The 24,633-nt window shown below is 43.5% G+C and carries 23 protein-coding genes; 18 read left to right on the top strand and 5 right to left on the bottom strand.

Annotated elements, in window-relative coordinates; translation table 11 throughout:
• The 4 genes from PSE7429_RS02145 to PSE7429_RS02130 form a co-directional block, all read left to right on the top strand.
• The coding region (locus PSE7429_RS02145; protein ID WP_040687034.1) for an RNA-guided endonuclease InsQ/TnpB family protein at positions 1 to 1,019 on the top strand (1,019 nt) is incomplete at its 5' end.
• Positions 1,020 to 1,332: 313 nt separating this feature from the next.
• Positions 1,333 to 2,943 (top strand): protein kinase domain-containing protein, encoded by a 1,611-nt coding sequence (locus tag PSE7429_RS23235; protein WP_009625396.1) that lies wholly within the window; start codon positions 1,333 to 1,335, stop codon positions 2,941 to 2,943.
• A gap of 167 nt (positions 2,944 to 3,110) precedes the next feature.
• Positions 3,111 to 3,569, top strand: a complete 459-nt coding sequence (locus PSE7429_RS02135; RefSeq protein ID WP_009625395.1) for a hypothetical protein — start codon at positions 3,111 to 3,113, stop codon at positions 3,567 to 3,569.
• 279 nt (positions 3,570 to 3,848) lie between these two features.
• Positions 3,849 to 4,271, top strand: coding sequence for a Spy/CpxP family protein refolding chaperone (locus tag PSE7429_RS02130; protein WP_009625394.1), 423 nt, complete (start codon positions 3,849 to 3,851; stop codon positions 4,269 to 4,271).
• A 177-nt stretch (positions 4,272 to 4,448) separates the two neighbouring features.
• Here PSE7429_RS02130 and radC read toward each other — a convergent pair whose 3' ends face one another.
• Both radC and PSE7429_RS02120 read right to left on the bottom strand, forming a co-directional pair.
• Positions 4,449 to 5,183 (bottom strand): RadC family protein, encoded by a 735-nt coding sequence (radC, locus tag PSE7429_RS02125; RefSeq protein WP_009625393.1) that lies wholly within the window; start codon positions 5,181 to 5,183, stop codon positions 4,449 to 4,451.
• Between the two features lies 1 nt (position 5,184).
• Positions 5,185 to 6,852, bottom strand: a complete 1,668-nt coding sequence (locus PSE7429_RS02120) for a hypothetical protein (protein WP_144052477.1) — start codon at positions 6,850 to 6,852, stop codon at positions 5,185 to 5,187.
• Between the two features lie 37 nt (positions 6,853 to 6,889).
• On the opposite strand from PSE7429_RS02120, the gene nblS reads away from it, so the two are divergent.
• The 10 genes from nblS to PSE7429_RS02070 all read left to right on the top strand — a co-directional run bounded on the left by nblS (position 6,890) and on the right by PSE7429_RS02070 (position 14,381).
• Complete coding sequence (gene nblS / locus PSE7429_RS02115; protein ID WP_009625391.1) at positions 6,890 to 8,863, top strand: two-component system sensor histidine kinase NblS; 1,974 nt, start codon at positions 6,890 to 6,892, stop codon at positions 8,861 to 8,863.
• Between the two features lie 48 nt (positions 8,864 to 8,911).
• Positions 8,912 to 9,544, top strand: a complete 633-nt coding sequence (locus PSE7429_RS02110) for a Uma2 family endonuclease (RefSeq protein WP_009625390.1) — start codon at positions 8,912 to 8,914, stop codon at positions 9,542 to 9,544.
• Between the two features lie 143 nt (positions 9,545 to 9,687).
• Entirely contained in the window at positions 9,688 to 9,906 is a 219-nt protein-coding gene (locus PSE7429_RS02105; protein ID WP_009625389.1) for a hypothetical protein, read from the top strand.
• Between the two features lie 45 nt (positions 9,907 to 9,951).
• Positions 9,952 to 11,370, top strand: coding sequence for a GUN4 domain-containing protein (locus tag PSE7429_RS23230; RefSeq protein ID WP_009625388.1), 1,419 nt, complete (start codon positions 9,952 to 9,954; stop codon positions 11,368 to 11,370).
• Positions 11,371 to 11,424: 54 nt separating this feature from the next.
• Complete coding sequence (locus tag PSE7429_RS02095; RefSeq protein ID WP_009625387.1) at positions 11,425 to 11,625, top strand: hypothetical protein; 201 nt, start codon at positions 11,425 to 11,427, stop codon at positions 11,623 to 11,625.
• A complete protein-coding gene (locus tag PSE7429_RS02090; RefSeq protein ID WP_009625386.1) occupies positions 11,616 to 12,011 on the top strand; it encodes a type II toxin-antitoxin system VapC family toxin in 396 nt (131 codons plus the stop codon). Before PSE7429_RS02095 ends, PSE7429_RS02090 begins: the two co-directional genes overlap by 10 nt.
• A gap of 22 nt (positions 12,012 to 12,033) precedes the next feature.
• Complete coding sequence (locus tag PSE7429_RS02085) at positions 12,034 to 12,798, top strand: ABC transporter ATP-binding protein (RefSeq protein ID WP_009625385.1); 765 nt, start codon at positions 12,034 to 12,036, stop codon at positions 12,796 to 12,798.
• 43 nt (positions 12,799 to 12,841) lie between these two features.
• The gene (locus tag PSE7429_RS02080; RefSeq protein ID WP_009625384.1) at positions 12,842 to 13,093 is read left to right on the top strand and encodes a type II toxin-antitoxin system Phd/YefM family antitoxin; all 252 of its coding nucleotides are present in this window, start codon (positions 12,842 to 12,844) and stop codon (positions 13,091 to 13,093) included.
• Complete coding sequence (locus PSE7429_RS02075) at positions 13,090 to 13,344, top strand: Txe/YoeB family addiction module toxin (protein ID WP_009625383.1); 255 nt, start codon at positions 13,090 to 13,092, stop codon at positions 13,342 to 13,344. The genes PSE7429_RS02080 and PSE7429_RS02075 overlap by 4 nt, the downstream gene beginning before the upstream one ends.
• Positions 13,345 to 13,349: 5 nt before the next feature.
• Positions 13,350 to 14,381 (top strand): DUF3326 domain-containing protein, encoded by a 1,032-nt coding sequence (locus tag PSE7429_RS02070; protein ID WP_009625382.1) that lies wholly within the window; start codon positions 13,350 to 13,352, stop codon positions 14,379 to 14,381.
• A 264-nt stretch (positions 14,382 to 14,645) separates the two neighbouring features.
• Here the strand turns inward: PSE7429_RS02070 and PSE7429_RS02060 are convergent, their stop codons facing one another.
• Positions 14,646 to 16,091 carry an MBOAT family O-acyltransferase gene (locus tag PSE7429_RS02060; RefSeq protein ID WP_040687024.1) on the bottom strand — a complete coding sequence of 482 codons (1,446 nt, stop codon included), beginning with the start codon at positions 16,089 to 16,091 and terminating at the stop codon, positions 14,646 to 14,648.
• Positions 16,092 to 16,141: 50 nt separating this feature from the next.
• On the bottom strand, positions 16,142 to 16,513 hold the full coding sequence (locus PSE7429_RS02055) for a DUF1830 domain-containing protein (RefSeq protein ID WP_009625380.1): 372 nt from the start codon (positions 16,511 to 16,513) through the stop codon (positions 16,142 to 16,144).
• A gap of 418 nt (positions 16,514 to 16,931) precedes the next feature.
• On the opposite strand from PSE7429_RS02055, the gene PSE7429_RS02050 reads away from it, so the two are divergent.
• The 3 genes from PSE7429_RS02050 to PSE7429_RS02040 all read left to right on the top strand — a co-directional run bounded on the left by PSE7429_RS02050 (position 16,932) and on the right by PSE7429_RS02040 (position 20,620).
• Positions 16,932 to 18,572 (top strand): photosystem II high light acclimation radical SAM protein, encoded by a 1,641-nt coding sequence (locus PSE7429_RS02050; protein WP_009625379.1) that lies wholly within the window; start codon positions 16,932 to 16,934, stop codon positions 18,570 to 18,572.
• Between the two features lie 274 nt (positions 18,573 to 18,846).
• Positions 18,847 to 19,428: a Uma2 family endonuclease gene (locus tag PSE7429_RS02045; RefSeq protein ID WP_009625378.1), complete on the top strand. Its 582-nt coding sequence runs from the start codon at positions 18,847 to 18,849 to the stop codon at positions 19,426 to 19,428.
• Positions 19,429 to 19,435: 7 nt separating this feature from the next.
• Positions 19,436 to 20,620, top strand: coding sequence for an Era-like GTP-binding protein (locus tag PSE7429_RS02040; protein WP_009625377.1), 1,185 nt, complete (start codon positions 19,436 to 19,438; stop codon positions 20,618 to 20,620).
• Here PSE7429_RS02040 and PSE7429_RS02035 read toward each other — a convergent pair.
• Entirely contained in the window at positions 20,617 to 21,903 is a 1,287-nt protein-coding gene (locus tag PSE7429_RS02035) for an NAD-binding protein (RefSeq protein WP_009625376.1), read from the bottom strand. The two genes, PSE7429_RS02040 and PSE7429_RS02035, sit on opposite strands and share 4 nt — an antisense overlap.
• Before the next feature lie 333 nt (positions 21,904 to 22,236).
• On the opposite strand from PSE7429_RS02035, the gene PSE7429_RS02030 reads away from it, so the two are divergent.
• A complete protein-coding gene (locus PSE7429_RS02030; RefSeq protein WP_009625375.1) occupies positions 22,237 to 24,606 on the top strand; it encodes a PAS domain S-box protein in 2,370 nt (789 codons plus the stop codon).
• Positions 24,607 to 24,633: the final 27 nt, after the last annotated feature.

Raw genomic sequence — 24,633 nt, 5'->3', positions numbered from 1 at the left:
CTGAAACCTCAACAATGCTAACCAGTTGGAAGAAGCAAGAGGACTTGCAATTTCTTAATGAAGTTAGCAGTGTGCCGTTACAGCAAGGGCTAAGACATTTACAATCCACGTTTACTAATTTCTTCGCAGGACGGGCAAAATATCCCAACTTCAAGAAAAAACATCACGGTGGGAGTGCTGAGTTTACCAAGGCTGCTTTCAAGTGGAAAGATGGCAAAGTATTTTTGGCTAAATGTTCTCAACCTTTGGATATCCGTTGGAGTCGTGAACTTCCTGAAAGTGCAGAGCCATCAACAATTACGGTGAAACTCTCGCCCTCTGGACGGTGGACTGTATCTTTGCTAGTTGATGTCGTAATCGAAACATTACCTGAATCTCCTAATCAAATTGGCTTGGATTTGGGCATTACTAGCCTGATGGCTTTAAGTAATGGCGAAAAGATTGCCAATCCTAAAACATTCAAAGCTAAGCGCCGTAAATTGCGTAAAGTACAGAAAGCGCTTAGCAGGAAAAAGAAAGGATCTAATAATCGCCACAAAGCTAGATTGAAGGTCGCTAAAGTTCATGCAGCAATTAGCGATGCTCGGCTTGATTTCCTTCACAAGTTGACAACTCGACTGGTTCGTGAAAACCAAGTGATTGCAGTCGAAGATTTGTCTGTGAAGAATATGGTCAAAAATAGAAAACTCGCTCTCTCGATTAGTGATGCTAGTTGGGGTGAAACAGTCAGGCAACTGGAATATAAGTGCAACTGGTATGGTCGTACTTTTGTCAAAATTGATCGTTGGTTTCCTAGCTCTAAAAGGTGTGGAGATTGCGGTTATGTTGTGGATAAGTTGCCTTTAAATGTCAGAGAGTGGGATTGTCCTAAGTGCAGTACGCATCACGATAGAGATGTAAATGCTGCAAAAAATATTCTTGCCGCAGGGCTTGCGGTTAATGTCTGTGGAGCGACTGTAAGACCTGAAGAGAGCAAATCTCGGAAGGCTGGTGCTATGAAGCAGAAACCTAAGTCGTGAGTCTTAGGAATCCCTGTCACTTCAGTGCGGGGTGGATGTCAATAGTGATTAGCTTAACTTACAGCGCTTTGCGCTCAAACCCAAACCAAGGAAATTTTTGAAAGCGTTGCTTTGCAACGCTTTCAAAAATTTCCTTGTGGTTCGTTTGATCGGTAATTGCTGTAAGAAATGGCGTAGCCATTTCTTAACTTGGTATTAAACGTTAAATTAAGAGGCTTGTCGTCACGGTTTTGTGAAAATTTAGTTTTGCGGCTTCTCCACTTGCCCTAATGGCGCTTATGATTACAGTCAATGATGCAATTTCATCTTGAAAATGATTGGCAAAGTAATTAGCGGCAGATACCAAATTATCCAAAACCTTGGAGGCGGAGGTTTTGGGCAAACTTTTTTGGCGGAGGATTTGCAATTGCCAGATCATCATAAATGCGTGGTTAAAAAGCTAAGTCCGACATCCAACGATGCTTTTGTTGTCAAAATCGCTAGTCGGCTCTTTGAAACGGAGGCGAGGGTTTTACATCAACTTGGTAGTCATGATCGCATTCCCCGTTTGCTAGCACACTTTGAAGAGGATAGTGAATTTTATCTAGTCCAAGAGTTAATTGAAGGGGATGACTTGACCCAAGAACTGATCGCCAAAGATCGCACAGTTGATGGCTATCCCGTAGGACGAATGAAAGAGACCCAGACGATCGCCTTTTTGATGGACATATTAGAAACTCTTGATTTTGTGCATCAGCAGGGGGCAATTCATCGGGATATTAAACCTGCAAATTTAATGCGTCGCCATGGCGATGGCAAAATCGTATTGATTGATTTTGGCGCAGTTAAACAAGTAGGTACAGCAACAGCTATTGGCTCTACGGTTGCGATCGGGACTGATGGTTATATGCCCAACGAGCAGGCGATCGGGAAGCCTAGACCCTGTAGCGATCTCTATGCCGTAGGCGCGATCGCCATTCAAGGACTGACAGGGCTTGCGCCCAATCTCCTATCTGAAAATCTGGAAACAGGAGAATTAGCTTGGCGCAACGCTCCAGCCCATGCTGCTTTTAAATATCGTGCAGTGGTTAGCGATGGATTGGCAAGGATCATCGATAAGTTAGTTAAATACGATTTTCGCGATCGCTATCAGTCTGCCGAAGCGGTATTGACAGATTTACGCAAATTAGATTCAGCGATCGCGCCCACACTCGTATCTAATACCAAGCAGACGAATTTTCAAGAAATAACTTCATCCTTTGAGGCGCATGACAATGTGGCAACTAAGTTCTCGCCACTGAAATCGCCAAGGGATTATTTCCCAATCAATCGTAGAAAAAACCAATTGGTAGCGATCGCCCTAGGAATTGTCTCGGCGATCGCCCTTGTGGGGACAGTGATGTTTTTGCGTCCATCTTCCGTAATCAACAACAATGTGAATGTCAGTTCGCCCAATTTTAAATATCTATTCCTATCTGAACGCCCGATTGAGATCCAAGATGTAGCAGGCAAAAGTGAGTACGAATTGGATATCATGCGCAATGAAATATTTGCCAGATACGGTCGCCGTTTTCAAGATCCTGAATTGCAAGCTTATTTTAATAAGCAGCCTTGGTATAAACCCATCTACGAACCCGATCGATTTCCTGAAGGTTTACTCACTTCCATCGAGCAGCAAAATGTTGATTACCTGCTTAACTTTCAAGTTCGTTCTGCTCAAAAAACTAGTAATGCGAATACCTGCGATTACACTAAGCGGGTAATTTCCGATCCCAATCCGCCAATCAACGTCCGCCAAGGAGGAGGTGTGGACTATGCGATCGTGGGTAAACTGAATAATGGTACGCAGATTACGGTGACAGGTGAAAAACAGGGTTGGTTGCAAATTTCTGACCCGATCGCAGGTTGGGTTGCGGCGAATCGGACAAAGCCAATATGCCTCTAAATTTAGCCTTTTAAATTTAGCCTTTTAAATTTAAAAGGCTAAATTTAGCCTTTATGTACGACCCTGAAGAACGAATCACGGTAAAATTCAATCTATAGCAATGCTTTGCGCGAACCTAAAATATCGCTTAAAACCTTGATTAAAATCTCACTTATTGGATTGATGCTGTGACGACTGAAATTTCTGATTGGAGCGATCTAGAAGCCGAACTCCAAGAAACTAAAGCCCTATTAGAAGAAGTCGAACAGCGTTTTTTGCAGGTTCGTCGCGATGCGCTCCTACAACAGGAACTGAAAACAGAACGCGAACAGATTCGATCGCAAATTGATAATATTGCGGATGCGCGTCCCCAAAAAAATAATTCTCATAAATCAAAACTTGGGCGTATACCCGATCACAAACATGGTCGAGTGCCTGCGAATAACGCCAATAACTATGCCAATCTCTCGAAGGACGAACTTTTGAAACAACTTCAAGAAGTAGGCGATCGCCTCGAGCAAGTGGAGGCAAATCTAGAAAGTCGCTTGCTCTCTTGGAGCAGTTTTCGCGAACCCTTTTGGCAGATCGTCCGTTTTGGGGGACTCGGCATCATCATTGGCATAGTTTTACGCAGTTGTGCCTCTTAAGTAGTTAACCCAGAAGAGAATACCGTCTGCGGAGCAGATGGTATTCTCTTCTGGGTTTTAAGTTTACTTATGCTTAGCTACTATAGCTACCGCCAGTTTTGTTAGAACACAATTAAAACCCAAAATAGTGTTGCCGCGCAGAGCGCGGCAACACTATTTTTTATGTCCTGATACAGTCGATGGCAACTATAAAAACAAAATACTTTGAACCTTTTGAAAGTGAATTCTGTCAAAACCCCTGTACAGATAATTAAGCCTTCTACAAAAGGGGAAAACCAAATGTTTCTTAACATCAAAAAGTTGGCAGCGATCGCTTGTGTAAGTATGGCGGTTGGAGTAGCTACAATTCCTAGCATTGTCTCGGCTCAAAATTCTTCTCAACCTAGCAGCACCGAAACCCGTAAACCTCATAATGGTAATGGCTGGAAGAAGTTGAACTTGACAGATGCTCAAAAAGCTCAAATGAAAACTATTCGTGAGAATGCGAAGACTCAAACCGATGCCGTATTGACTCCCGAACAACGCGACATCCTCCAAAAATCACACCAGTCTGGTGATCATAAGGGGGTATGGAAGTCGCTGAATCTCACTGATGCGCAAAAGCAACAACTGAAGACGATCAGGGAAAATACTCAAGCGCAAATGAAGAGTGTCTTGACTCCCGAACAGCAACAACAAGTTAGTCAGATGAAAAAACGTTAATTCTTACAATAAGGAACTTGCTATAAGTAGCTAGAGAGCGTACCACCCGCGTAGCGGGCGGTACGCTCTCTAGCTACTTAATCCAAAGATGAGTGGCGGCGCGCCACTCATCTTTGGGGTTTTGACTATCTCTTATACCAATTCACGAAAGTGTGACAACGCTTTTGTGAATTGGTATTACTCCTCTTGGGGAACTTCTTTCCATAAATTGGACATTTCGCGAATACTAGAAAAGGTTCCATTTCCTAAAATTAAATGATCCAAGAGTGGAATACTTAACATTCTTGCCGCTTCAAGCAGTTGGCGAGTAAGTTTTATGTCCTCAGTACTGGGATTTGTATTTCCCGAAGGATGGTTATGGGCAACGATTAGCCTGACCGCACCACTCTTTAAAACTTCCCGAAAGATATCGCGGGGATGGGCGAGGGTTTCGGTCGCTGTACCAATCGTGATCACCCTCTGGGCAATAATGCGATTTTTACTATCTAGCATCACTACAGCAAGACGCTCTTGGGTTTGCCACATGAGGTCTTGACTGAGAGCAGCAGCAGCGATCGCAGGATCAGTAACTTCAGTCAGATCGGGCGGTTTAGCATAGAGCGCTCTTTTACCTAACTCGATCGCCGCCAAAATAGCCGTTGCCTTTGCGGGACCAACTCCTTCAATTTGCATCAATTCCTGTGGCGAGATATTTTGTAATGCAGCAACAGGATCGCTGGTGCGGTCTTTACCAATGGTTTGCAAAATTAACTGCCCCAGCCCCACAGCAGAGAGTTTGCCTGCCCCCTGTCCCGTCCCCAGCAAAATAGCAATTAATTCGGCATTAGATAAACTGCGAACTCCTTGACTGAGTAATCTCTCCCTTGGGCGATCACTCTCAGCCATATCTACAATTCGCAGAGAATAAGTCATTTTAAGAATCCCAGAAATAAGCACATAGATATTCTGTAAGCATCGCATTGGATAAACCTATGCGCTGAGCATCCACATTAGAAATTTGGGTTTGCAGAATGGTTTGACACTGAGGTACAAACTTTTGCTTTTCTGGTGCTTTTGCCTTCAATTTTTTCAACTGACTTACGGTTGCAGGATTGACATTATTTGCCAAAGATTCAGCCCTTTGTTGTGTTTCCGCCCATTTACTAATTTGCGTTAGCTCGTTGCGATAGGTCTTGAGGCGTTTTTGCGCATCGGGATAGAGAATAGAGTCGGTGGGAATCTCTTCCAACATCTTGATCGCTTGCTGCCGCTTCTCTTGGGCTGATTTCCAAACGGTAAATTTATGGGGTGGATTTTGGGTCGATTTCGCTGCATCAATAGTGATGTTTTTGGCAGATTCTAATTTTTTATTGGCATCCTGTTCGATATTTATCCTGCGATCAAAATCCGCTAGTTTGGGACGTAAGGTGGTTAACTCAGCTTGAGCATCTGCGTATAAAGAAGCTGGGCGATCGGGAATATTTTCTAACTGGGAAACTATACTTTGCAGATTATTGCGAGTTTCAGCAAGGGTTTCTAGTTTAGAGATCTTTTTAGGATTGACATCTTGATTGCTAAAGTTGCGCGCATTGGCTAAGAACTGCTGCTGATTAGAGCGCTCCCACACTAACCAACAACAGAGCCCCAGTACAGTGACCGCCGCTAAGGCAAAAGCACCCGAAAAGAGTAAGGATTTATTGCGCGGATAGGCGGTTTTAACGGGTTCAATCGCTGTCTCAACCTCCGAGACAACTTTTTTAGGGATGCGTTTGGTCGGTGGCAGTGGTGGTGGCAGTGGCATGGGTAAGGATGCAGGAACCGCCACCGTAGGCATATCTAGGCTAAAGTCTTCATCGTCGAGCAAGTCATTTTTCTGTTCTAGAGGCGATCGCTCTTGGCGCTCTTGGCGTTCTTGGCGTTCTTGACTACTTGTGCCACTACTTAGATCGAAAGGCTCGGTTTCAAAGGACTCCAACTCAAATTCATCTTTGGGGATACCCTCCAGCTTAAAGGCTTGCAGATCGAGATTGTCAAAGTCAAAGTCCCCATTACTAGCTCTCACGGTTTCATGGCGCTCAAAACCGTTATTGCCGTTATTGCCATTATTGCCATTATTGGCTGAGGTTTTAAGATCCTGATCGATACTGCTCTTAAAACTGCTTAGCTCATCCGCAAGCTCTGTTTCCAGATTTTTATGCTGAATCTCAGTTTCTTCCCCATCATCAGGAAATACCAGACTACCAAGCTCACTGATACTATCAAAATCTTCTAGTTCATCGGGATCGAGTTCAATTAATGGCAAAGGTGGTTTAATATCGCCAGTTCTTTGCCACTCAGGATGTTTTGCCCCAGCTAGCCTGCCATAGACAATTAAGCTATCCGCGCCATCAATTGGCAATCTATCAATGCGGCGTTTCACAATATCATAGAGGGATGCATAGTCAAGATCGTCCCCCTCAGATCTGGTAATCAAAACGTGTAACTGAGATTCCTTGCGGCGGATTTGGGTTTTTACCTTATAGTTTTGAAGGTCTTCTTGTAGAGCACTGACAATGCTAGCCTCGTCCATCTTGAGATCCTCATCCTTGCGTTTCGATCGCACATATTAAACGAAAAGTCTGACAAATGACTACAAAAAGATGAACTTTTTGCTTCAAATTTATAATATATCTCGACGCTGGTGGACAGAGTTTTCATTGCAAACAAAACTAATGGCGCTAATTACGTTACTAGTTTCTTTGCTCATGAGTGCTGTCACCTTTTGGGCAGTTAACGACATTCAGACTGATGCGCGACTTAATGATACGCGCTTTGGCAAAGATTTAGGGTTGTTACTTGCGGCTAATGTTGCGCCCTTAGTTGCCAAAAACGATCTCGAAGAAGTGACCCGTCTTTCTAAAGAATTTTACGATAGTAGCTCCAGCATTCGCTATATTCTCTATGCCGATCCTGATGGAGAAATATTTTATGGTATTCCCTTTAATTCTAACGAGGTCAAAAATTCTTTAAGCATCAGAAGACGTATTCAGTTACCCGAAGATCCGATGATGCGTCCCGATCGCCCTTTAGTGAGACAACATATCACACCGCAGGGTGAAGTCACCGATATTTTCGTCAATTTACAGCATGGCGGCAAGGCTTTAGGCATTATCGCGATCGGCATTAATCCCAATCCTACGGCAGTTGCCTCATCGAGCCTGACTCTAGATGTGACCACGGCAGTATTTGTCTCGATCTGGGCTATGGTAATTTTGGGTGCGGCTTCAAATTCGGTAACCATTACCCGACCGCTGCGGGAATTGGTCGCGGGGGTACAAAATATTGCTAAGGGGAATTTCAAACAAAGAATCGATTTGCCTTTTGGCGGAGAATTGGGGGAATTAATTCGCAGTTTTAATGATATGGCTCAGCGCCTCAAAACCTATGAGGAGCAGAATATTGAGGAGTTAACCGCCGAAAAAGCAAAGCTCGAAACCTTAGTTTCCACGATCGCGGATGGCGCATTGTTACTTGACTCGGATATGCGGATTGTCCTTGCTAATCCTGCGGCAATCAAAATCATGGGGTGGGAACAGGATTTAGAAAAAAATAATTGGCAAGGTAAAAGCATTCTCAATATTTTGCCCGATCGCCTCAGTGCCGATCTGGGGAGATCGCTAATGCAGATTGCGACGGGTGATCGTGAAGGGGGTGAATTTCGGATCATGGCTTCTGGGGAAAAAGATTCGGTGCTTGCCCATGCCTTTAGAATCTGGATTACGAGCGTTTTAAGTTCCAGCAATGCTATTAAAGGAATCGCGATCACGATTCAGGACATCACCCGCGAAGTGGAGTTAAATGCAGCTCAGAGCCGTTTTATTAGCAATGTCAGCCATGAATTACGCACGCCCTTATTTAACATCAAGTCCTTTATCGAAACTCTGCATGAATATGGCGATGAGTTAAGCGACGATCAGAAAAAAGAATTTCTCGGTACGGCAAATAGCGAAACCGATCGCCTTACTCGCCTTGTTAATGATGTGTTGGATTTATCGCGCTTAGAGTCTGGACGGCAATACCATTTCACGGCGATAGACCTCTCGGAAACCGTAGAACAAACGGTACGCACTTACAAACTGAATGCTTCCTCTAAGGGAATCGATCTGATCTATGAAATTGCCCCCAATTTAGAAAGAATCTGGGGCAATTACGATTTAATTTTGCAGGTTTTATCGAATCTGGTGGGTAATGCCCTGAAATTTACGGATATGGGCGGTAAAGTGATCATTCGCATCTATCCTTGGCAAGACCAAACCACTACTCAGCCCCATCGTACGGTCAACTATGTGCGGGTAGAGGTGGAGGATACAGGCTATGGCATCCCTGCGGAGGACTGCGATCGCATTTTTGATCGTTTTTATCGCGTTGAGGATAAGGTGCATACCCTTGAAGGCACTGGTTTGGGGCTATCGATCGTCCGTAATATTGTCGAAAAGCATCACAGTGTAATTAATATCAAGAGCGAAGTTGGTGTTGGTACGACCTTCTGGTTTGACCTCAGTGTCTATCAAGATCGCTGTGAGTTACCTGTAACGGCAGCGATCGCGGCTCCCGTCCAAGCGATGACGATTTAGGAATTATGACTAAATGTTATTTTAGGGTTGTTTTAGGAGATTAAGTCGATGATTGCTCAAGCAAAGCTAATTCCAGAAGTAAGCCAAGAAGATCATCAAATCATTATGTCTGCTGATGAGTACCTTGTTTGGGAAAGTCAGCAAGAAGAAAAATATGAATATGAAAACGGTAAAATCATTGCGATGACAGGCGGCACAGTCCCTCACAGCCAAATTCCTGCCAATTTAGCAGCCTTGTTCATACCGCATCTGCGAGGAAAAGGATGCAAAGTATCGGTCAGTGAGGCCAAAGTTCTTGTTAGATCTCGAAAATATTATTATCCTGATGTGGTCGTGTCCTGTGACAATCGCGATCGCTTCTCCCGTGATTTTTTGCAATATCCTGTGCTGATTGCGGAAGTTTTATCTCCTACTACCGAAGCACGCGATCGCGGTATTAAGCAGCAAAGTTATATGGCGATCGATACGCTGCAAGCCTATATCCTGATCGACTCAGAGCGTCCTATTGTCGAAGTTTATCAAAGACATAGCGATCGTGCTTGGGAATATCAGTCTATAGCGATCGAGCAGACAACTTTTGAGCAAGATGATCCTCTTATTCATATAACTAGCATCGATCTCCAATTCCCTTTATCTGCCCTCTACGAAAATGTTGATTTTCTTGATAGCTCGCAACTGTAGGGTAGATATATTGTTAGTTAATCAAAATTGCGCTGCTCCAGTTCAGGCGATGTCTGTTTAGTGGTGTCGCTGCTGCCACAGCAATTATCTCTGGGTTAGCATTAGATCATGAAGTAATTCAAAGGTTACTCAGGAGTGAGATCATGGAAGAATCAGTTGTCTATCAAGAAATTTTGCGCGAAGGTTTGGCGAAAGGAGAAGCTAAGGGCAAGGTTGAAGCAACTAACCAAATTGCGCTAAATATGTTGCGTTCCAATATGTCTCCAGATTTAGTAGCTCAGGTAACTGGGCTAACCCTAAAACAAATCCAAAAACTCCAAAAAATCTCTACAAAGCAGTCTCGGACAAAAAAATCACCTTAATTAAGATAATTAACTCACGCCACTATATAAACACTTAGTAAAATCATGAACGATATAAAAGCTATTGAATCTGCAATCGGATTAACATTTCTCGATAAAAATTTACTTTGGCAATCACTAACTCATACAACTTATGCACGATTTATTGGTACTCCTGAAGCTCATAACGGATGTTTAGCGATTTTGGGAGATACTTTGCTTGACTTAATTGTGGTTGAGCATCTCTATAAAATTTATGGCAACCAGCATGGCAAGCAATTTATTTCTGATGAACGGGATAAATTGGTAAATAAGGATGAAAATCTAAACTTATTTTCAGAAAAGATTTGTCTCAATAAACTTGTCAGGGCTAAAAAGACCAATGATCTAATTAGCTCAGAAGATATTATCCGCTCTTTTAAAGCATTGTTAGCTGCAATCTATTTGGATCAAGGATTAGGTATAGCCCAAAATTGGTTTATAAATCAATTTCTCTCGCATCTAGACTCAGATAGAAGTAAGACTATAGAGAATAAACTATCAATAGTTGATATAGCAGTTATTGAAAAGGCAATCTCGCATGAATTTTGCAATGAAGCATTCCTTCAAACAGCAATTACAGAGCGTTCTTATGCCGTGCGCTGGAAAAATGCTGGTGACCATAATGAAGGTTTGGCACTTTTAGGAGATTCTTTGTTAGATTTCATTGTTCTCGAATACCTCTACAACCTCAAAGGTAAATATGGGAAAGGTAAGTTGTCGAGTAATCGAGACAAGTTGGTGAAGGATAACACACTAGAATTTATTGCTAACAGATTGGGCTTAGCACGCTTTATTCGCCACGATGGAATGTTGGGGACTAAAAATTTGACGGATGGGTTAGAAGCTATATTAGGGGCAATATATCTTGATGGGGGACTGAATGTTTCAAGAGATTGGCTCTTTAGGCAGATCCCAAAAGAAATCATTACTCAGATAGAAAATCAGTTTTGCCAAGATGAATCTATGTCGCAGTTTTTACCTGCAAATATTTTCAGTACAGATTCTTTAATTTCATCAATAGACATAAGCTATAGCAAACTTAATGATTTATTGAGCAAGGGACAATGGCAAGATGCCGATCTAGAAACAAAGGAATTGATGTTGCGTGTAGTCGGTGAAGTCAATTATTTGCCGAGCGAATTAATTGATACTTTTCCCTGTGATGATTTAGAAATAATCGATCAACTATGGACACATTATTCAGAGGGAAGGTTTGGTTTCAGTATTCAAGTCAAGATTTTGAAAGAGGTAGAAGAAATTTGGGACAGTTTTGGAGATCGCGTTGGTTGGCGAGTCAATCAAGTTTGGCAATCTAAGAATGACCGCATCTATGACTTGAATGCCCCTAAGGGACATCTTCCCTCAGCAGCCATACGTGCTGCGGGGAAAGGCGCTAAAACTAGGATGCAAGTCTTGAAACGGGCTGAAATATGTAGATTGTAAAAAATTTGACTCGGATCTTTTTGATCCACCACTTTCAAGGTAGAAGTTTGACTTATGCTAATTCAAAAAATTATTCAAGAATTGCAAGATATACCAGAAGAAAAACTTGCTGAAATTTATGACTTAATACATTACTTTCGACTAGGTTTAAATAAAGAGCGATCGCAACCTCGCATCCCCGGTTTATTAACAGGAAAACTTGGCGATGCATTTTTTGAACCATTGCCAGAAGAGGAACTTCAAAAATGGGAATGAGCTATCTAATTGATACTCACATCCTTTTGTGGTGGATTTTTGACGATCCAAAGTTAGATACAAATTGTCGAGATATTATTCGTAATCCAGACAACACAATTATTGTCAGCAGTGTATCGGCTTGGGAGATCGCAACCAAATATCGCATTGGTAAATTACCTGAAGCCAAACAAATTGTCGAGCAGTATTCAGATATTTTGCGTCAAGCCAAATTTGTTGAAATGGCGATCGCCACAAACCATACGCTACGAGCAGGAAGTTTACCAATTAACCACCGAGATCCATTTGATCGGATGATTATTGCTCAGACTGAAATTGAAAACTTACCTGTTATTAGCTATGATGCAGCTTTCTGCACTGGACTGATTCGGGTAATTCCTTCGTAAATCTTGCAACTCTCCAAAATCTATGGCGATCGCCCCAATTCTAAAAGCTGAAAATATCTCGAAATCCTTTGGCGGTATTCATGCCGTAAGTAATGCCCAGATTGAAGTCCCTGCGGGAAGCATCACAGGACTGATTGGTCCCAATGGGGCAGGAAAAACCACATTTTTTGGATTGCTGTCGAACTTCCTCAAGCCCGATCGCGGCACAGTCCAATTTAACGGAATGCCAATTCAAGGCAAGCCTCCCCATGCGATCGCCAAACTCGGTATGATTCGTACCTTTCAAGTGCCGCGAGTCCTGTCGCGATTATCAGTGCTAGAAAATATGTTGCTAGCCGCACAGGATCAAGTGGGGGAAAAGTTTTGGAATACTTGGTTCCAAGGACAAAAAATCGCGATTCAGGAACGGGAAAATCGCGAGAAGGCAAGACATATTCTGGAATCTGTAGGCTTAATTAGGATGGCGGATGACTATGCAGGTTGCTTGTCAGGTGGTCAGCGTAAATTATTGGAGATTGCCCGCGCCTTGATGACCGATCCCAAATTAATCCTGTTGGATGAGCCTGCGGCGGGAGTAAATCCTGCCTTAATCGAAGAGATTTGCAGCTATATCCAAACATGGAATCAAGAGGGAATGAGCTTTTTGATTATCGAACACAATATGGATGTGATTATGTCTCTGTGCGATCGCGTCTGGGTCTTAGCCGAAGGTCACAACCTTGCTGATGGCTCACCCGCCGAAATTCAAACCGATCCTAAAGTTTTAGAGGCATATTTAGGCTCATAGACACGTACAATGTACTGTACATATAATCACTAGGTGACTAGTTATGAATGCAGTTACTTATACCTACGTTCGCAACAATCTTGCAAAAACCTTAGAAAAGGTTTGTGATGATCATGATCCTGTAATTGTGACCCGCCAAAATCAAAATTCGGTGGTGATTATGTCACTTGAGGACTACGAAGCTCTTGCTGAAACAGCTTATTTATTACGTAGCCCCAAAAATGCTCAGAGGTTAATTAGGGCGATCTCTGATCTAGAATCTGGTAAGGGCAAGCAGAGAGAACTTGTCGAATGACGATAACTTTCTCTGATGATGCATGGGAAGACTATCTTTACTGGCAACGTACCGATCCCAAAATCCTCAAACGCATTAATACGTTAATCAAAGAAATTCAACGCACTCCCTACGAAGGCATCGGTAAACCCGAAGCTTTAAAACATAGCTTTGCGGGATATTGGTCAAGACGTATTACTGACGAGCATCGCATTATTTATAAAGTGGAAACTGATTCTTTGCTAGTTGCTCAACTTCGTTATCATTACTGAATTTCATGCAGCTACAATCTTTTAATGTCTTACTACTAGTGCCGACTGGCATTAATGCTGCAATTGGTGGCTATGCAGGAGATGCCTTGCCAGTGGCGAGAGCGATCGCTTCCATTGCCGACCATGTAATTACCCATCCCAATGTACTAAACGGCGCGAGTTTATATTGGTCGATGCCCAATGTTTTATATACCGAAGGCTATGCGCTTGATCGCATGGCAAGGGGGGACTGGGGATTGCGTCCTGTGAGGGCTAATCGCATTGGCGTAATTCTTGATCGCGGCATGGAGTCAGACCTAGAATTGCGTCACCGTCAGGTGATCGCAGCGGCACAGGCAACACTGGGGTTAAATATTACCGATGTAATAGTTACGGATTGCGACCTTGGGGTGGAGCTGCGGTCGGGAGATTCGGGGGCAACATGGGGGACGATCGCCAATCTCGATAGTCTGTTGAGAGCCGCCGACAAATTAATTAAAGTTTCGCAAGTACAGGCGATCGCTGTTGTCGCCAGATTTCCCGACGATCCCGATAGTGAAGCCTTACAAAACTATCGCCAAGGTAAAGGCGTGGATGCCCTCGCAGGAGCCGAAGCTGTCATCAGTCATGCGATCGTTCGCGAATTTGCGATTCCCTGCGCCCATGCGCCTGCCTTGCAACCTTTGCCCCTCGATGCCAGTGTTGCGCCCCGCGCCGCAGCCGAGGAGTTAGGCTATACATTTTTGCCCTGTGTTTTGGTGGGATTGAGTCGCGCTCCCAAGATTATTCGCGATCGCACTTGGCTTAAACCTGAAGATATTACGGCTGATGATATTAGCGCGATCGTTACGCCCTATAGGGCCTGTGGCGGTGCGGGGCTACTCGCGTTGAATCCGCTTCCTCATGTGCAAACCATCTTTGTTAAGGAAAATCACACAGCCCTAAATGTTACCCCTGAAATGCTCGGTTTGAAGGGAATTACCGTTACAAATTATTGGGAAGCGATCGGGATACTGACCGCCATCAAAGCAGGAATTAATCCCCAAAGTTTGAGGTGATTACCACCCTTAAATTTAATCCCAAGAAGAGAAGGTTGGCGCGAAGCACCAACCTTCTCTTCTTGAGGTTTTATGCTTGCTATAGAAAAAATCAAATCCGAAAAATGAAAAACATAGATGCGGTACGAAGTACCACATCTATGTTTTTGACAGCAATTTTCGATCAAAAGAACCACAAGAAGCTGTTTGAAAGTGTTGCAAAGCAACACTTTCAAACAGCTTCTTGGTTTGGATTCGATCGCCAAGCGCTGTAATTTTTATGTCCTAAAAATCAAAGTAGATAAAGGGGAGTTTGTTATCAGGGCTGAGAATGCTAACGAGAAACAGGCTAACGGGAACTAGAAATAATTTTACTTGCCAATGTAATTGCCACTTAGAGCGATCGCATCGATAGGCAATTAGCGATAAAAACACGATCCCCCCCATTAATAGCGAGATCTGCCCCACCGTAATCCCAAGGGACTCCACGTAGATTTTTACCCCAAACTGAGGATCGCTTTGATAGCCCCAGAGCCTTTGTAAAAACATATTTGTATCCGCTAAGTTGGGTAAACGAAAAGGAATCCATCCCAAAAAGACGACCAACTGTGTAATTGCGATCGCCAGAATTTGCATGGGCAATGGCTTCCAAATTTTATTTAAGCCCTCAAATACCGAGCAAACCTCCATCCAGAGACGATGTAACACTAGCGCCGCCCCATGCCAAAGCCCCCAAATAATAAAGCCCCAGTTTGCGCCATGCCAGATCCCGACCACTAACATAATAATCATCAAGTTGAGGCAAGTGCGCCATAGCCCACCCCTAGAACCGCCAAGAGGAATATAGAGATAATTTCGCATCCATGCGCCGAGGGTCATATGCCAACGTCGCCAAAAGTCGGAAATACTTGCCGAAAAATAGGGGAAATCGAAATTTTGCGGCAGCTTGAAGCCTAATAACAACGCACTACCCCTCGCCATATCGATATAGCCACTAAAGTCGCAGTAAATCTGAATCCCATAGGCAAATAGGGCAAGCCAGAGATCGACGCTACCAGCGCGTTCTGTATTGCGAAAGGTAAGATCAACCAGTCTCGCCATATTGTCAGCAACGATGCCTTTTTTGACAGCGCCACAGGTAAAGAGCCAAACTCCTTCGACGATATCGAGTAAAACGGGGCGCGATCGCGTGACAAGTTGAGGCGCAAATTCTTGATATCGGGTAATTGGTCCCGACAGCAACTTAGCAAAGAACAACTTGTAAGCAGCAAAGTTCAGAAAATTCTTAGCAGGAGTATTTCCCCGATAGGTATCAATTAGATAGGCGATCAGCTCAAACACAAAAAAGCTGAGGGTAATCGGTGGCACAATGTTTGTCTTTGCCCAGATCGCCAGCGAACTTCCCGCAGGTAAGCCCGTAATATTGCCGATCGCCGTCGCCACAAAAGGAATGTATTTAAATCCAAACAGTAGCAGCACATTAAAAAATATCCCCACAAATAGCAGCCACTGCTTTAGGAATCGATCGCCTTTACGAATTTCTCCGCCCAACCAAAAGTTAATTGCCAGCATTACCAATAACAACCAAACATATTGCCTCTGGATAAATGAATAAAACAATAAACTTGCCGTCAAAATAACTAACAAGCGTGCTTGTACATTTGGTAAGAGCCAATAAATGATCGCCGTAATGATCAGGAACTGAGCATAATCAAGGGAAAGAAAATCCATTTTTGCGCCAGTTACAAACTGAACAAAATGGAGGTAGAGAAAATCCATTGTTAGGAAACTACTTCAGGTTCGGGCAAAACAAGCAGCACCGACGGATTTTCAAGGGATTCAGCATCAATTGGATCGATTGACTTGATCGGAACCCAGCTTGGCAATGTCGGACTCGCTTCTTCTACCTGTAATTGGACACAGGGAATTGTATCTGAAAGTATGGAACTTGCCATCATGCCTGTATGAATCTCAACATGCGCTGAGGCGATCGCCTCAAAGATCAGATTTTGTCCTGGAAACACAACTCGCTCAAAATACCATTGCGGCACATTGGTAATTCTGGCAATTTGAATTTTGCTGGTGGCATTTACATAGGAGCAGACAATCTTTTCGTCGTGTAAATCAGCAGGTAACGGATCAAATATGGACATAGTATTTTTTATATAAAGTTATTTAAGCAAAAATCAACAAGACTTTTGAAGATATAAGCTAACCGTAATTGGTCGCAAACCTAAAAGTATTCTCAATTAACCCAAATAGACCCTGCCGATATGTTTGGAATTAACAAGAAGAATAATCTTGACATTTTGCCCATACATAAAGCTAACACTCAATATGAATTAGCGATTGTAAACACTACTACCAACTAGTAACTAGGCGATCGCCAATTTGATCCCCATCACCTTAACGAGATCCCGACCACAGAACTAGCAATAAAGTGAATATAATTAAGATATGTAAAGACTTAGCGGGTAATGCGCAACGATTTCCAAAGATAAAAATCATCGCAGAAACCTGAAAAATAATAAAACGAAATAAGAAATAATTTAGATTCAGAGATAAAAATTAATGACAGGCATAAATTTTATAAAAAACAATGACACGGAATTTAGGGATCGCAGGGATCATGATGGAGAATCGAAAATACCTCAAGAGTGCGATCGCATTCTCTATATCCGCCTCCCATGCAACCCCATTTTTCCGATTGGCGTAGTTTATTTATCCGATCACATCCATAAGGTCGCCCCTTCGGTGCAGCAAAGCATCTTCGACCTAGGCACCGTGCCCCCGCTGGATTTTTATGCGGCGCTAGATCGCGAGATCGATAGGTTTCAGCCCAACCTATTAGTTTTTTCATGGCGTGACATTCAGATCTATGCTCCCGTGGGCGGACGAGGTGGCAACCCCCTCCAAAATGCCTTTGAGTTTTACTATGCCAAAAATCCTTTCAAGAAATTGCGCGGAGCAGTGAATGGCTTACGCCTCTTTACCTCTTACTACACCGAGCTATGGCGCAATTCTCAGCTCATCAAACGGGGTTTAAGTCGCGCCCAGCGCTATCAGCCCCAAGCTAGAGCCGTAATCGGTGGCGGCGCAGTCAGCGTTTTTTACGAGCAGCTAGGTAATTTCTTGCCCAAAGGCACGATCGTCTCCGTGGGCGAAGGTGAATCCTTACTAGAGCGGTTGGTACAGGGACGGGAAATCGCTAGCGATCGCTGCTATGTAGTGGGTGAAACCAAACCCCGCGCAAGGCTCATCCACGAGCAGCCTGCACCGATCGAAAAAAGCGCTTGCAATTACGAATATATCGAATCGATTTGGGAAGATTTTAATTACTATTTTCGCGATCGTGACTTTTATATCGGCGTACAAACTAAGCGCGGATGTCCCCATAACTGTTGTTACTGTATCTATACCGTCATTGAAGGAAAACAAGTCCGCATCAATCCCACCGATGAAGTAATCAAGGAAATGCAGATTCTCTACGATCGTGGCGTTCGTAATTTCTGGTTTACCGATGCTCAGTTTATTCCCGCCAAGAAATTCATTGATGATGCCATTGAATTACTGGAAAAGATCAAGGCTTCAGGTATGACGGATATTCACTGGGCAGCCTATATCCGTGCGGACAATCTCACCCCCTATCTCTGTCAGTTAATGGTTGAGACGGGCATGAGTTATTTCGAGATCGGCATTACTAGCGGCTCCCAAGAATTAGTCCGCAAAATGCGTATGGGCTATAACCTCAAGTCCGTCTTGCAAAATTGTCGCGATCTTAAAGCAGCGGGTTTTAATGAGTTAGTATCGGTCAACTATTCCTTCAATGTCATCGATGAGACGTTAGAAACCGTTCGTCAAACGATCGCTTATCATCGCGAACTAGAAGCAATTTTTGGTGCTGACAAAGTGGAACCTGCGATCTTCTTTATCGGCTTACAGCCCCACACCCATTTAGAAGACTATGCTTTCAAGAACAACATCCTCAAAGAAGGCTATAACCCCATGAGCATGATGCCTTGGACAGCCAAGAAATTGCTGTGGAATCCCGAACCCCTCGGCTCCTTCTTTGGCGAAGTCTGTCTAGAGGCATGGAAGCGTGATGATGACGATTTTGGTCGTACCGTAATGAATATTCTCGAAGAACGTCTAGGACGCGCACCATTAGAAGAGGCCCTAGCTGCTCCGATGAAAGAGTTAGTCAATGTCTAGGTAGTTCTAGGCAAGGATTTATAGCTAGCTGCTGTCAACTGTATCAGAACATAATACCAATTCCAAAAATGGCGTTGCCATTTTTGGAATCTCAAAACCTTACTGGGTTTGTTTTATACCAATTCACTGAAGTGAGGCAACACTTCAGTGAATTGGTATAAAACCCAAAAGAGGGTTGCTGCGCGGAGCGCGGCAACCCTCTTTTGGGTTTTGATTTTGTCCTAACAAGAATGGCGGCAGCTATAATATGTAACCAGCATGTAAAATAACATTTATGGTTCAAGCCGCTAGTCCCCAAGTCAAGTTCCTCTCCTACGCAGAATACTATACCTATGATGACGGCAGTGATAATCTCTACGAGTTGGAGGATGGAGAATTAGTTGCAATGCCACCCGAATCAATTTTTAACTCTGATGTATCAATGCGACTATTGTTCGCATTAGGTAAATTTATCCCCTCCCATTTATTGAGATATAAAGAAGTCTCCATTGAGGTAAGCGGTCGTCGAGCTAGGGTCAGAATTCCCGATCTAATCGTCTTAGGCGAAGAATGTCGGGCGGCGCTAGAAACCACGAAAAGAGGAACAATTACCCATGATATGCCCCCACCATTAATGGTAGTTGAAGTAGTATCTGCTGGGCATGAGAATGAAGTTAGAGATTATCGCTTTAAGCGCTCTGAATATGCGGCACGGGGGATTGCGGAATATTGGATTGTTGATCCTGTGCGCAATCAAATTACCCTTCTATCTTTAGTGGAAGGGTTTTATGATCAAACAGTCTATATGGGGGATATGGCGATTAAAAGTATGGTCATCCCAGAAATTGAAATTAGTTTGAGTGATATTTTGGGCTAGATTTTTCATGCAAGATTATCCTCAACAAGTCCGCGATCGCCTAATTAATTATCGCCAGCTATTTCAAAAGGAACTAATAGAAACAGAACTATCGCAAATATCAACCCTTGAAGAGAAGTTAGATAAAACCACGATCGCGATCGCCGTTTTCGGTATGGTTTCGCGGGGAAAGTCATCAATAGTTAATGCACTTCTAGGGCAAAAGCTGAGCGAAACAGGGGCGACCCATGGCATAACACAGGATATTGCCATATATACATGGAATGCTAGCAACAAAATTCAACTGCAATTAATTGATACGCAGGGCATTGATGAGGTGGGCGGTGAGGAAAGAGCGGCGATCGCGCTAGCCACCGCTAAGCAAGCAGATCTAATTTTGTTTACGATCGCTGGTGACATGACGAGGTTAGAACAAGAAGCGATCGCCAATCTGCAAAAATTTTATAAGCCGATCTTGTTGGTATTTAATAAGGTGGATCTTTATCCCGATTGCGATCGCCTTGTCATTTATCAATCATTACAAAGTCCTGAATTGCAAAAGCTAATCTCACCAGAGGAAATCATCTTGGTGTCAGCAGAGCCAAAACCCGTCAAGGTGCGCGTTCAATATAGCGATGGGCGCAGTCAAGAGATTTGGGAACCGACATTTCCCGATATTCAAGACTTAAAGCAGAGAATCCTCGATCTCTTAAATATAGAAGGGAAAGAACTCTTAGCGATGAATGTATTGCTCTCGCTTTTAGAGATTCAAAACTCCGTTACCCATCGCCATTTAGCAAAATTACGCAGTGCCACAGCGATCGCGGCGGCAATATTCATCACTGAAGCGATCGGGGTATTGATATCGCCTCTTCCTTGGCTAGATGGGGCGATTAGTTTCGGATTTAATGGATTGTTAGCCTTGTGGGCGATCGGCAAATATCCTACACAAAGGAATTATTTATGGCTCATGGCAATCATCGCGATCGCTTGTGGTACTGGTGGACTTGGCATTCAGAATGAAATAGCAAGATATATCCAAATTTTGGGCGCGGGATTAAGCATCCATTTCCTATTTCAAGGATTGATGAACGATATAGACCACAGCCGAGCCTCTGGTATGTGGGGAGCTAAAAATCTCATCGCGGATATCCTCCGCCATGTCTCCTCAGGTTCGATATTGCAAAGATTTCATCAATCAGGGGAAATCTAGAAATTCCAATCGCGCCGAAAAGTAAACCAATTACTGAGCTTTTCCTGTTTGGAATGATGGCGATGGAGTTTTGACCATTGCTCGGTTAGATGCAACTCTTGTAAAACCTCGATATTCTGGATTTTTATTTTCCCCTGCATCGCCATCGCGATCGCTTCGATCACTAATTTTGCTCGCTCCCCATACATACTCGCCCCCAGAATTTTTCCTTGGCGATCGCAAATAATTTTGCACATACCCATATTTTCATCGGCACTTTCTAAAACATAGGTAGAATGCCCCAAGTTCTTCGCTACGGATTCCGTGATCCCAATTTGGGAGATTGGCGGAATGGAAGGTACATGGATCGCAGCAGGAACTTCCGATCTAGTGGGCAAATGCCAAGGATGAGTCCGCAAGCATTGGTAAAGGATCTGGGCAATATCTTGTTCACGGTGACATTGATAGATATAGCTTTCGTGGGGAACATGCCAAGTCCTTGGGGCAATAGGAACGAGCAGGCGATCGCATTCCAGCGTGGTATTATCTAGCCAAATCCGCGAGCGATCAAACTGGATTTTACTTACCGCCGTAACTCTGGCATTGGTATAAATCTCAATTCCTTCTGCTTCGAGCTGTGCTTGCAATGTCCTCGCGATCGCCACATCGATAGAGGGCAAGATAGGGCTGTAATCTGCGAGTAAATAGGTTTTTACGCTGAGAAAATTCAAGTTTTGGGCGATCGCACAGGCATAGACATCGTTGCCTAAAACCGCGATCGAGTTGGGTAGATTTTCTAAATGCAGTAGTTTGCTTGCGGTTAAGTAATCACTATCGGCAAGTCCAAAAATTTTACTTAACGGTGTGGGCAGATCGTCAGCGATCACATAGGTTCGGGAAGTCAAACGCCGTTGAGAGATCCGATCGGTGGCAAAAGCATCGGACTCAGTCACTTCTAAACCATAGAAATTAGGTGATTTACGATCAAATTTGCATGTCCCAATAATTACATCAACACCTATTGTTTGCACCATATCCAATAAATCATCTGGGCAAACATCCTTTAAAGCCAGCTTAATTTGTTGGGGAAATAGGCTTAATTTCTCAGCCGTAGAATATGCAAACATCCTACTTTTTAATAGTTGCAAAACATCCAGAATCTGAACAATATTTAGATCGGTTAGATCGTAACTATGGCGATCGCAGATCCATGCAACTCTAGCTCCACTTTGGACGGCGAGACAAACTAATTTGAGGGCATAAGCTCCCATACCGATCGCTACGAGGTCATAATCGACAGCCATTCTAGGTAATTCCTCTACAAGCTAGCATTTACAGTTGTATCGTCATGCAATATATCATCGTGCCATATACAGTGCTTTGCACTGCGATCGAAACCAGAGAATTTTTGCAAGGTTTTATAAAATGCAAATAATCTCCCAAGAAGCCCTAATTTCTCCGAATATCCATAGATATTCCTATAGATATTCGGAGAAATATTTATAGGAATATTTATAGGAATACCTATAGGAATATCTATAAATATCCTTTAGGATTATTATAGATAGCTTAACGACCTTAGCAATCGCTATATAATAGGGAGGGGGAATATTTCTAATTAACTTAAAACCAAACCAATGCTATTAGAAAAAAGCATTTACCTCGATCTAGCCATCGATCGCGATCCGATTATAATTTCCCCCGAAAAATCGGTATGGGAAGCGATCGGTATCCTAAATCGGCTAATTGATGCGGTTGAATTCGATCATTCCTGCGATCGTCGCCTACTAGAAGCAAGGACAAGCTGTATTTTGGTAGTTGATGGCGAGCGATTAATGGGAGTTTTTTCCCAACAAGATGTATTGCGTTTAGTTGAGAAACAAGTTAATTTCGCCAAGTTACCCATCGCAGAAGTACTGTCAACTGACACTCCGAGCATTAGAGAGTCCCAAGTACGAGATCTAGAATCAATCCTCGATCTCCTCGAACGGAAGCATTGCCGTCACTTACCCATTCTCGATGACAGCGATCGCCTGATCGGAGTGGCAACCCTAGAGAGAGCCCTTTTCGCCAAAAACAAACTAACTGAAGATTCCTTAACCAATGTGGAATCTCAGAAAAGAGCTGTGCTCACCGCAATCCCCGACCTAATTTATCGCGTGAGTGTTGATGGAATCTATCTAGAGTGCTTCTCTAGTCACTATGTCGCGGATCTGTTCGCTTCCGATTTCGATCCCATTGGCAAACATTTTTTAGACGTTCTCCCCATCGATTTAGCCCATCGGAAATTAAAAGCGATCCAACAGGTAATCTCTACGGGCGAAATTCAGACCTTCGAGCAGCAATGGTTGATTAACGGCAAAGTCCAGTATGAAGAAGTACAGATCGTGCGCGTTAATGAGCGCGAGGTGCTGACTATTATTCGTAATATTAGCGATCGCAAACAAGCAGAAGAAGCCTTGCGCGAATCGGAAATGCGCTTTAGGAGTGTTTTTGACAATGCAGGAGTAGGTATCTCACTGGCTGCCCCCAACGGGAACCATATTGCGGTCAACCAAGCCCTATGTCATATGCTGGGATATTCTGAGAGCGAATTACAGGTTTTAACCTTTCAAGAGATTACCCATCCCGACGATCTCAAAGTTGACCTCTTTCATTATCAAAAATTACTTGCCAATGAGATCGATAGCTTCCATATTGAAAAGCGATTTCTCCACCAAAGTGGGCAATTTATTTGGGGATTATTAAGTGTTTCTATAGTTCGCGACGCGCAGGATCGACCAATGTACGATATCGCCCTAATTCAAAATATCAACGAACTTAAAATGACGCAACAGGCTCTCTGTAAACTCAATCAGGAGTTAGAACTTAGAATCGAACAGCGTACTGCCGATCTCGCTGAAAGTGAAACTCGCAAACGGGAAATACTCAATGCTATTCCCGATCTATTGCTCCGTCTCAAAACGGACGGAACCTGTCTAGATTGCATCATGCCGCATATCCCCGACAAGGAAGCATTCATCCCGATTAAACATCACATTTCTGAAGTCTTGGCTCCTGATATTATTGCCAACCAAGCTAAAGCCTCCGAATTAGCGATCGCTACGGGAGAAGTCCAAATCTACGAACATAAGCTCCAAAAGCATAACGAATGGGTCTATGAAGAGGTACGAATTAGCCCCTGTGGCAACGACGAAGTCTTAGTTTTGGTGAGGAATATTACCGATCGCAAACGCGCCGAAGCCGCACTCCAATTGAGCAATGAAAGGCTAACTGCTACGAACAGAGAACTCGAAAGGCTCACACGCCTTAAGGATGAATTTTTAGCCGCCATGAGTCATGAGTTACGTACCCCACTCAATGCAATCTTAGGAATTTCCGAAGGATTAATTGAAAAAGCCTTTGGCGAACTCAACCAACGCCAACAGGGCTCGCTCAAGACCATTCAAAAAAGCGGGCAGCATCTTTTAGAACTAATCAACGATATTCTCGATGTTGCTAAGATCGAATCGGGAATGTTTACCCTCGAACTGCGATCGGTCTCCGTCCGCGACCTATGCGAAAGCAGCCTTAGCTTTGTCAAACATCAAGCCGCTCAAAAAAATATTCAACTAAATCTCGAAATCTATACCAATGTCCCCAAAGTGATTGTTATGGATGAACGGAGAATGAGGCAGCTACTCATCAACCTATTGAGTAATGCCGTAAAATTCACCCCAAAGAATGGCAAGGTGTTGCTAGAGACAAAGCTAACCCATAACGAACTTTTTTTCTCTGTATCCGATAATGGAATCGGAATCTCGCAGGAAGATCTAAAGAGGCTATTTCAACCCTTTGTACAGATTGATAGCAGTCTGAGTCGCCAATATTCTGGTACGGGGCTAGGTTTAAATTTAGTCAAGAAACTTGCCGAGCTGCATGGTGGAGAAGTCAGCGTTAAGAGCCAAGTGGGTGAAGGCAGTTGTTTTATGGTCAGATTACCCTATGAATCCCTTGCGAAGATTTAGCGCCATAGCAACGTAAGGTTTGCTTGC

This window comes from Pseudanabaena biceps PCC 7429, assembly GCF_000332215.1.
In the GTDB taxonomy this organism is placed as follows: Bacteria; Cyanobacteriota; Cyanobacteriia; order Pseudanabaenales; family Pseudanabaenaceae; genus Pseudanabaena; species Pseudanabaena biceps.
The sequence above is the reverse complement of the archived record's forward strand: the minus strand, read 5'-3'. Positions and strand labels throughout refer to the sequence as shown.

Excerpts from the sequence above, each read along its gene's own strand:
- PSE7429_RS02080 (WP_009625384.1), top strand. The coding sequence starts at position 12,842 with ATGAATGCAGTTACTTATACCTACGTTCGCAACAATCTTGCAAAAACC.
- PSE7429_RS02040 (WP_009625377.1), top strand. The coding sequence starts at position 19,436 with ATGCAAGATTATCCTCAACAAGTCCGCGATCGCCTAATTAATTATCGC.
- radC (WP_009625393.1), bottom strand. The coding sequence starts at position 5,183 with ATGACTTATTCTCTGCGAATTGTAGATATGGCTGAGAGTGATCGCCCA.
- PSE7429_RS02030 (WP_009625375.1), top strand. The coding sequence starts at position 22,237 with ATGCTATTAGAAAAAAGCATTTACCTCGATCTAGCCATCGATCGCGAT.
- PSE7429_RS02070 (WP_009625382.1), top strand. The coding sequence starts at position 13,350 with ATGCAGCTACAATCTTTTAATGTCTTACTACTAGTGCCGACTGGCATT.
- PSE7429_RS23235 (WP_009625396.1), top strand. The coding sequence starts at position 1,333 with ATGATTGGCAAAGTAATTAGCGGCAGATACCAAATTATCCAAAACCTT.
- PSE7429_RS02075 (WP_009625383.1), top strand. The coding sequence starts at position 13,090 with ATGACGATAACTTTCTCTGATGATGCATGGGAAGACTATCTTTACTGG.
- PSE7429_RS02105 (WP_009625389.1), top strand. The coding sequence starts at position 9,688 with ATGGAAGAATCAGTTGTCTATCAAGAAATTTTGCGCGAAGGTTTGGCG.
- PSE7429_RS02110 (WP_009625390.1), top strand. The coding sequence starts at position 8,912 with ATGATTGCTCAAGCAAAGCTAATTCCAGAAGTAAGCCAAGAAGATCAT.
- PSE7429_RS02130 (WP_009625394.1), top strand. The coding sequence starts at position 3,849 with ATGTTTCTTAACATCAAAAAGTTGGCAGCGATCGCTTGTGTAAGTATG.
- PSE7429_RS02060 (WP_040687024.1), bottom strand. The coding sequence starts at position 16,091 with ATGGATTTTCTTTCCCTTGATTATGCTCAGTTCCTGATCATTACGGCG.
- PSE7429_RS02090 (WP_009625386.1), top strand. The coding sequence starts at position 11,616 with ATGGGAATGAGCTATCTAATTGATACTCACATCCTTTTGTGGTGGATT.
- PSE7429_RS02035 (WP_009625376.1), bottom strand. The coding sequence starts at position 21,903 with ATGGCTGTCGATTATGACCTCGTAGCGATCGGTATGGGAGCTTATGCC.
- nblS (WP_009625391.1), top strand. The coding sequence starts at position 6,890 with ATGAACTTTTTGCTTCAAATTTATAATATATCTCGACGCTGGTGGACA.
- PSE7429_RS02095 (WP_009625387.1), top strand. The coding sequence starts at position 11,425 with ATGCTAATTCAAAAAATTATTCAAGAATTGCAAGATATACCAGAAGAA.
- PSE7429_RS02085 (WP_009625385.1), top strand. The coding sequence starts at position 12,034 with ATGGCGATCGCCCCAATTCTAAAAGCTGAAAATATCTCGAAATCCTTT.
- PSE7429_RS02050 (WP_009625379.1), top strand. The coding sequence starts at position 16,932 with ATGACAGGCATAAATTTTATAAAAAACAATGACACGGAATTTAGGGAT.
- PSE7429_RS02045 (WP_009625378.1), top strand. The coding sequence starts at position 18,847 with ATGGTTCAAGCCGCTAGTCCCCAAGTCAAGTTCCTCTCCTACGCAGAA.
- PSE7429_RS02055 (WP_009625380.1), bottom strand. The coding sequence starts at position 16,513 with ATGTCCATATTTGATCCGTTACCTGCTGATTTACACGACGAAAAGATT.
- PSE7429_RS23230 (WP_009625388.1), top strand. The coding sequence starts at position 9,952 with ATGAACGATATAAAAGCTATTGAATCTGCAATCGGATTAACATTTCTC.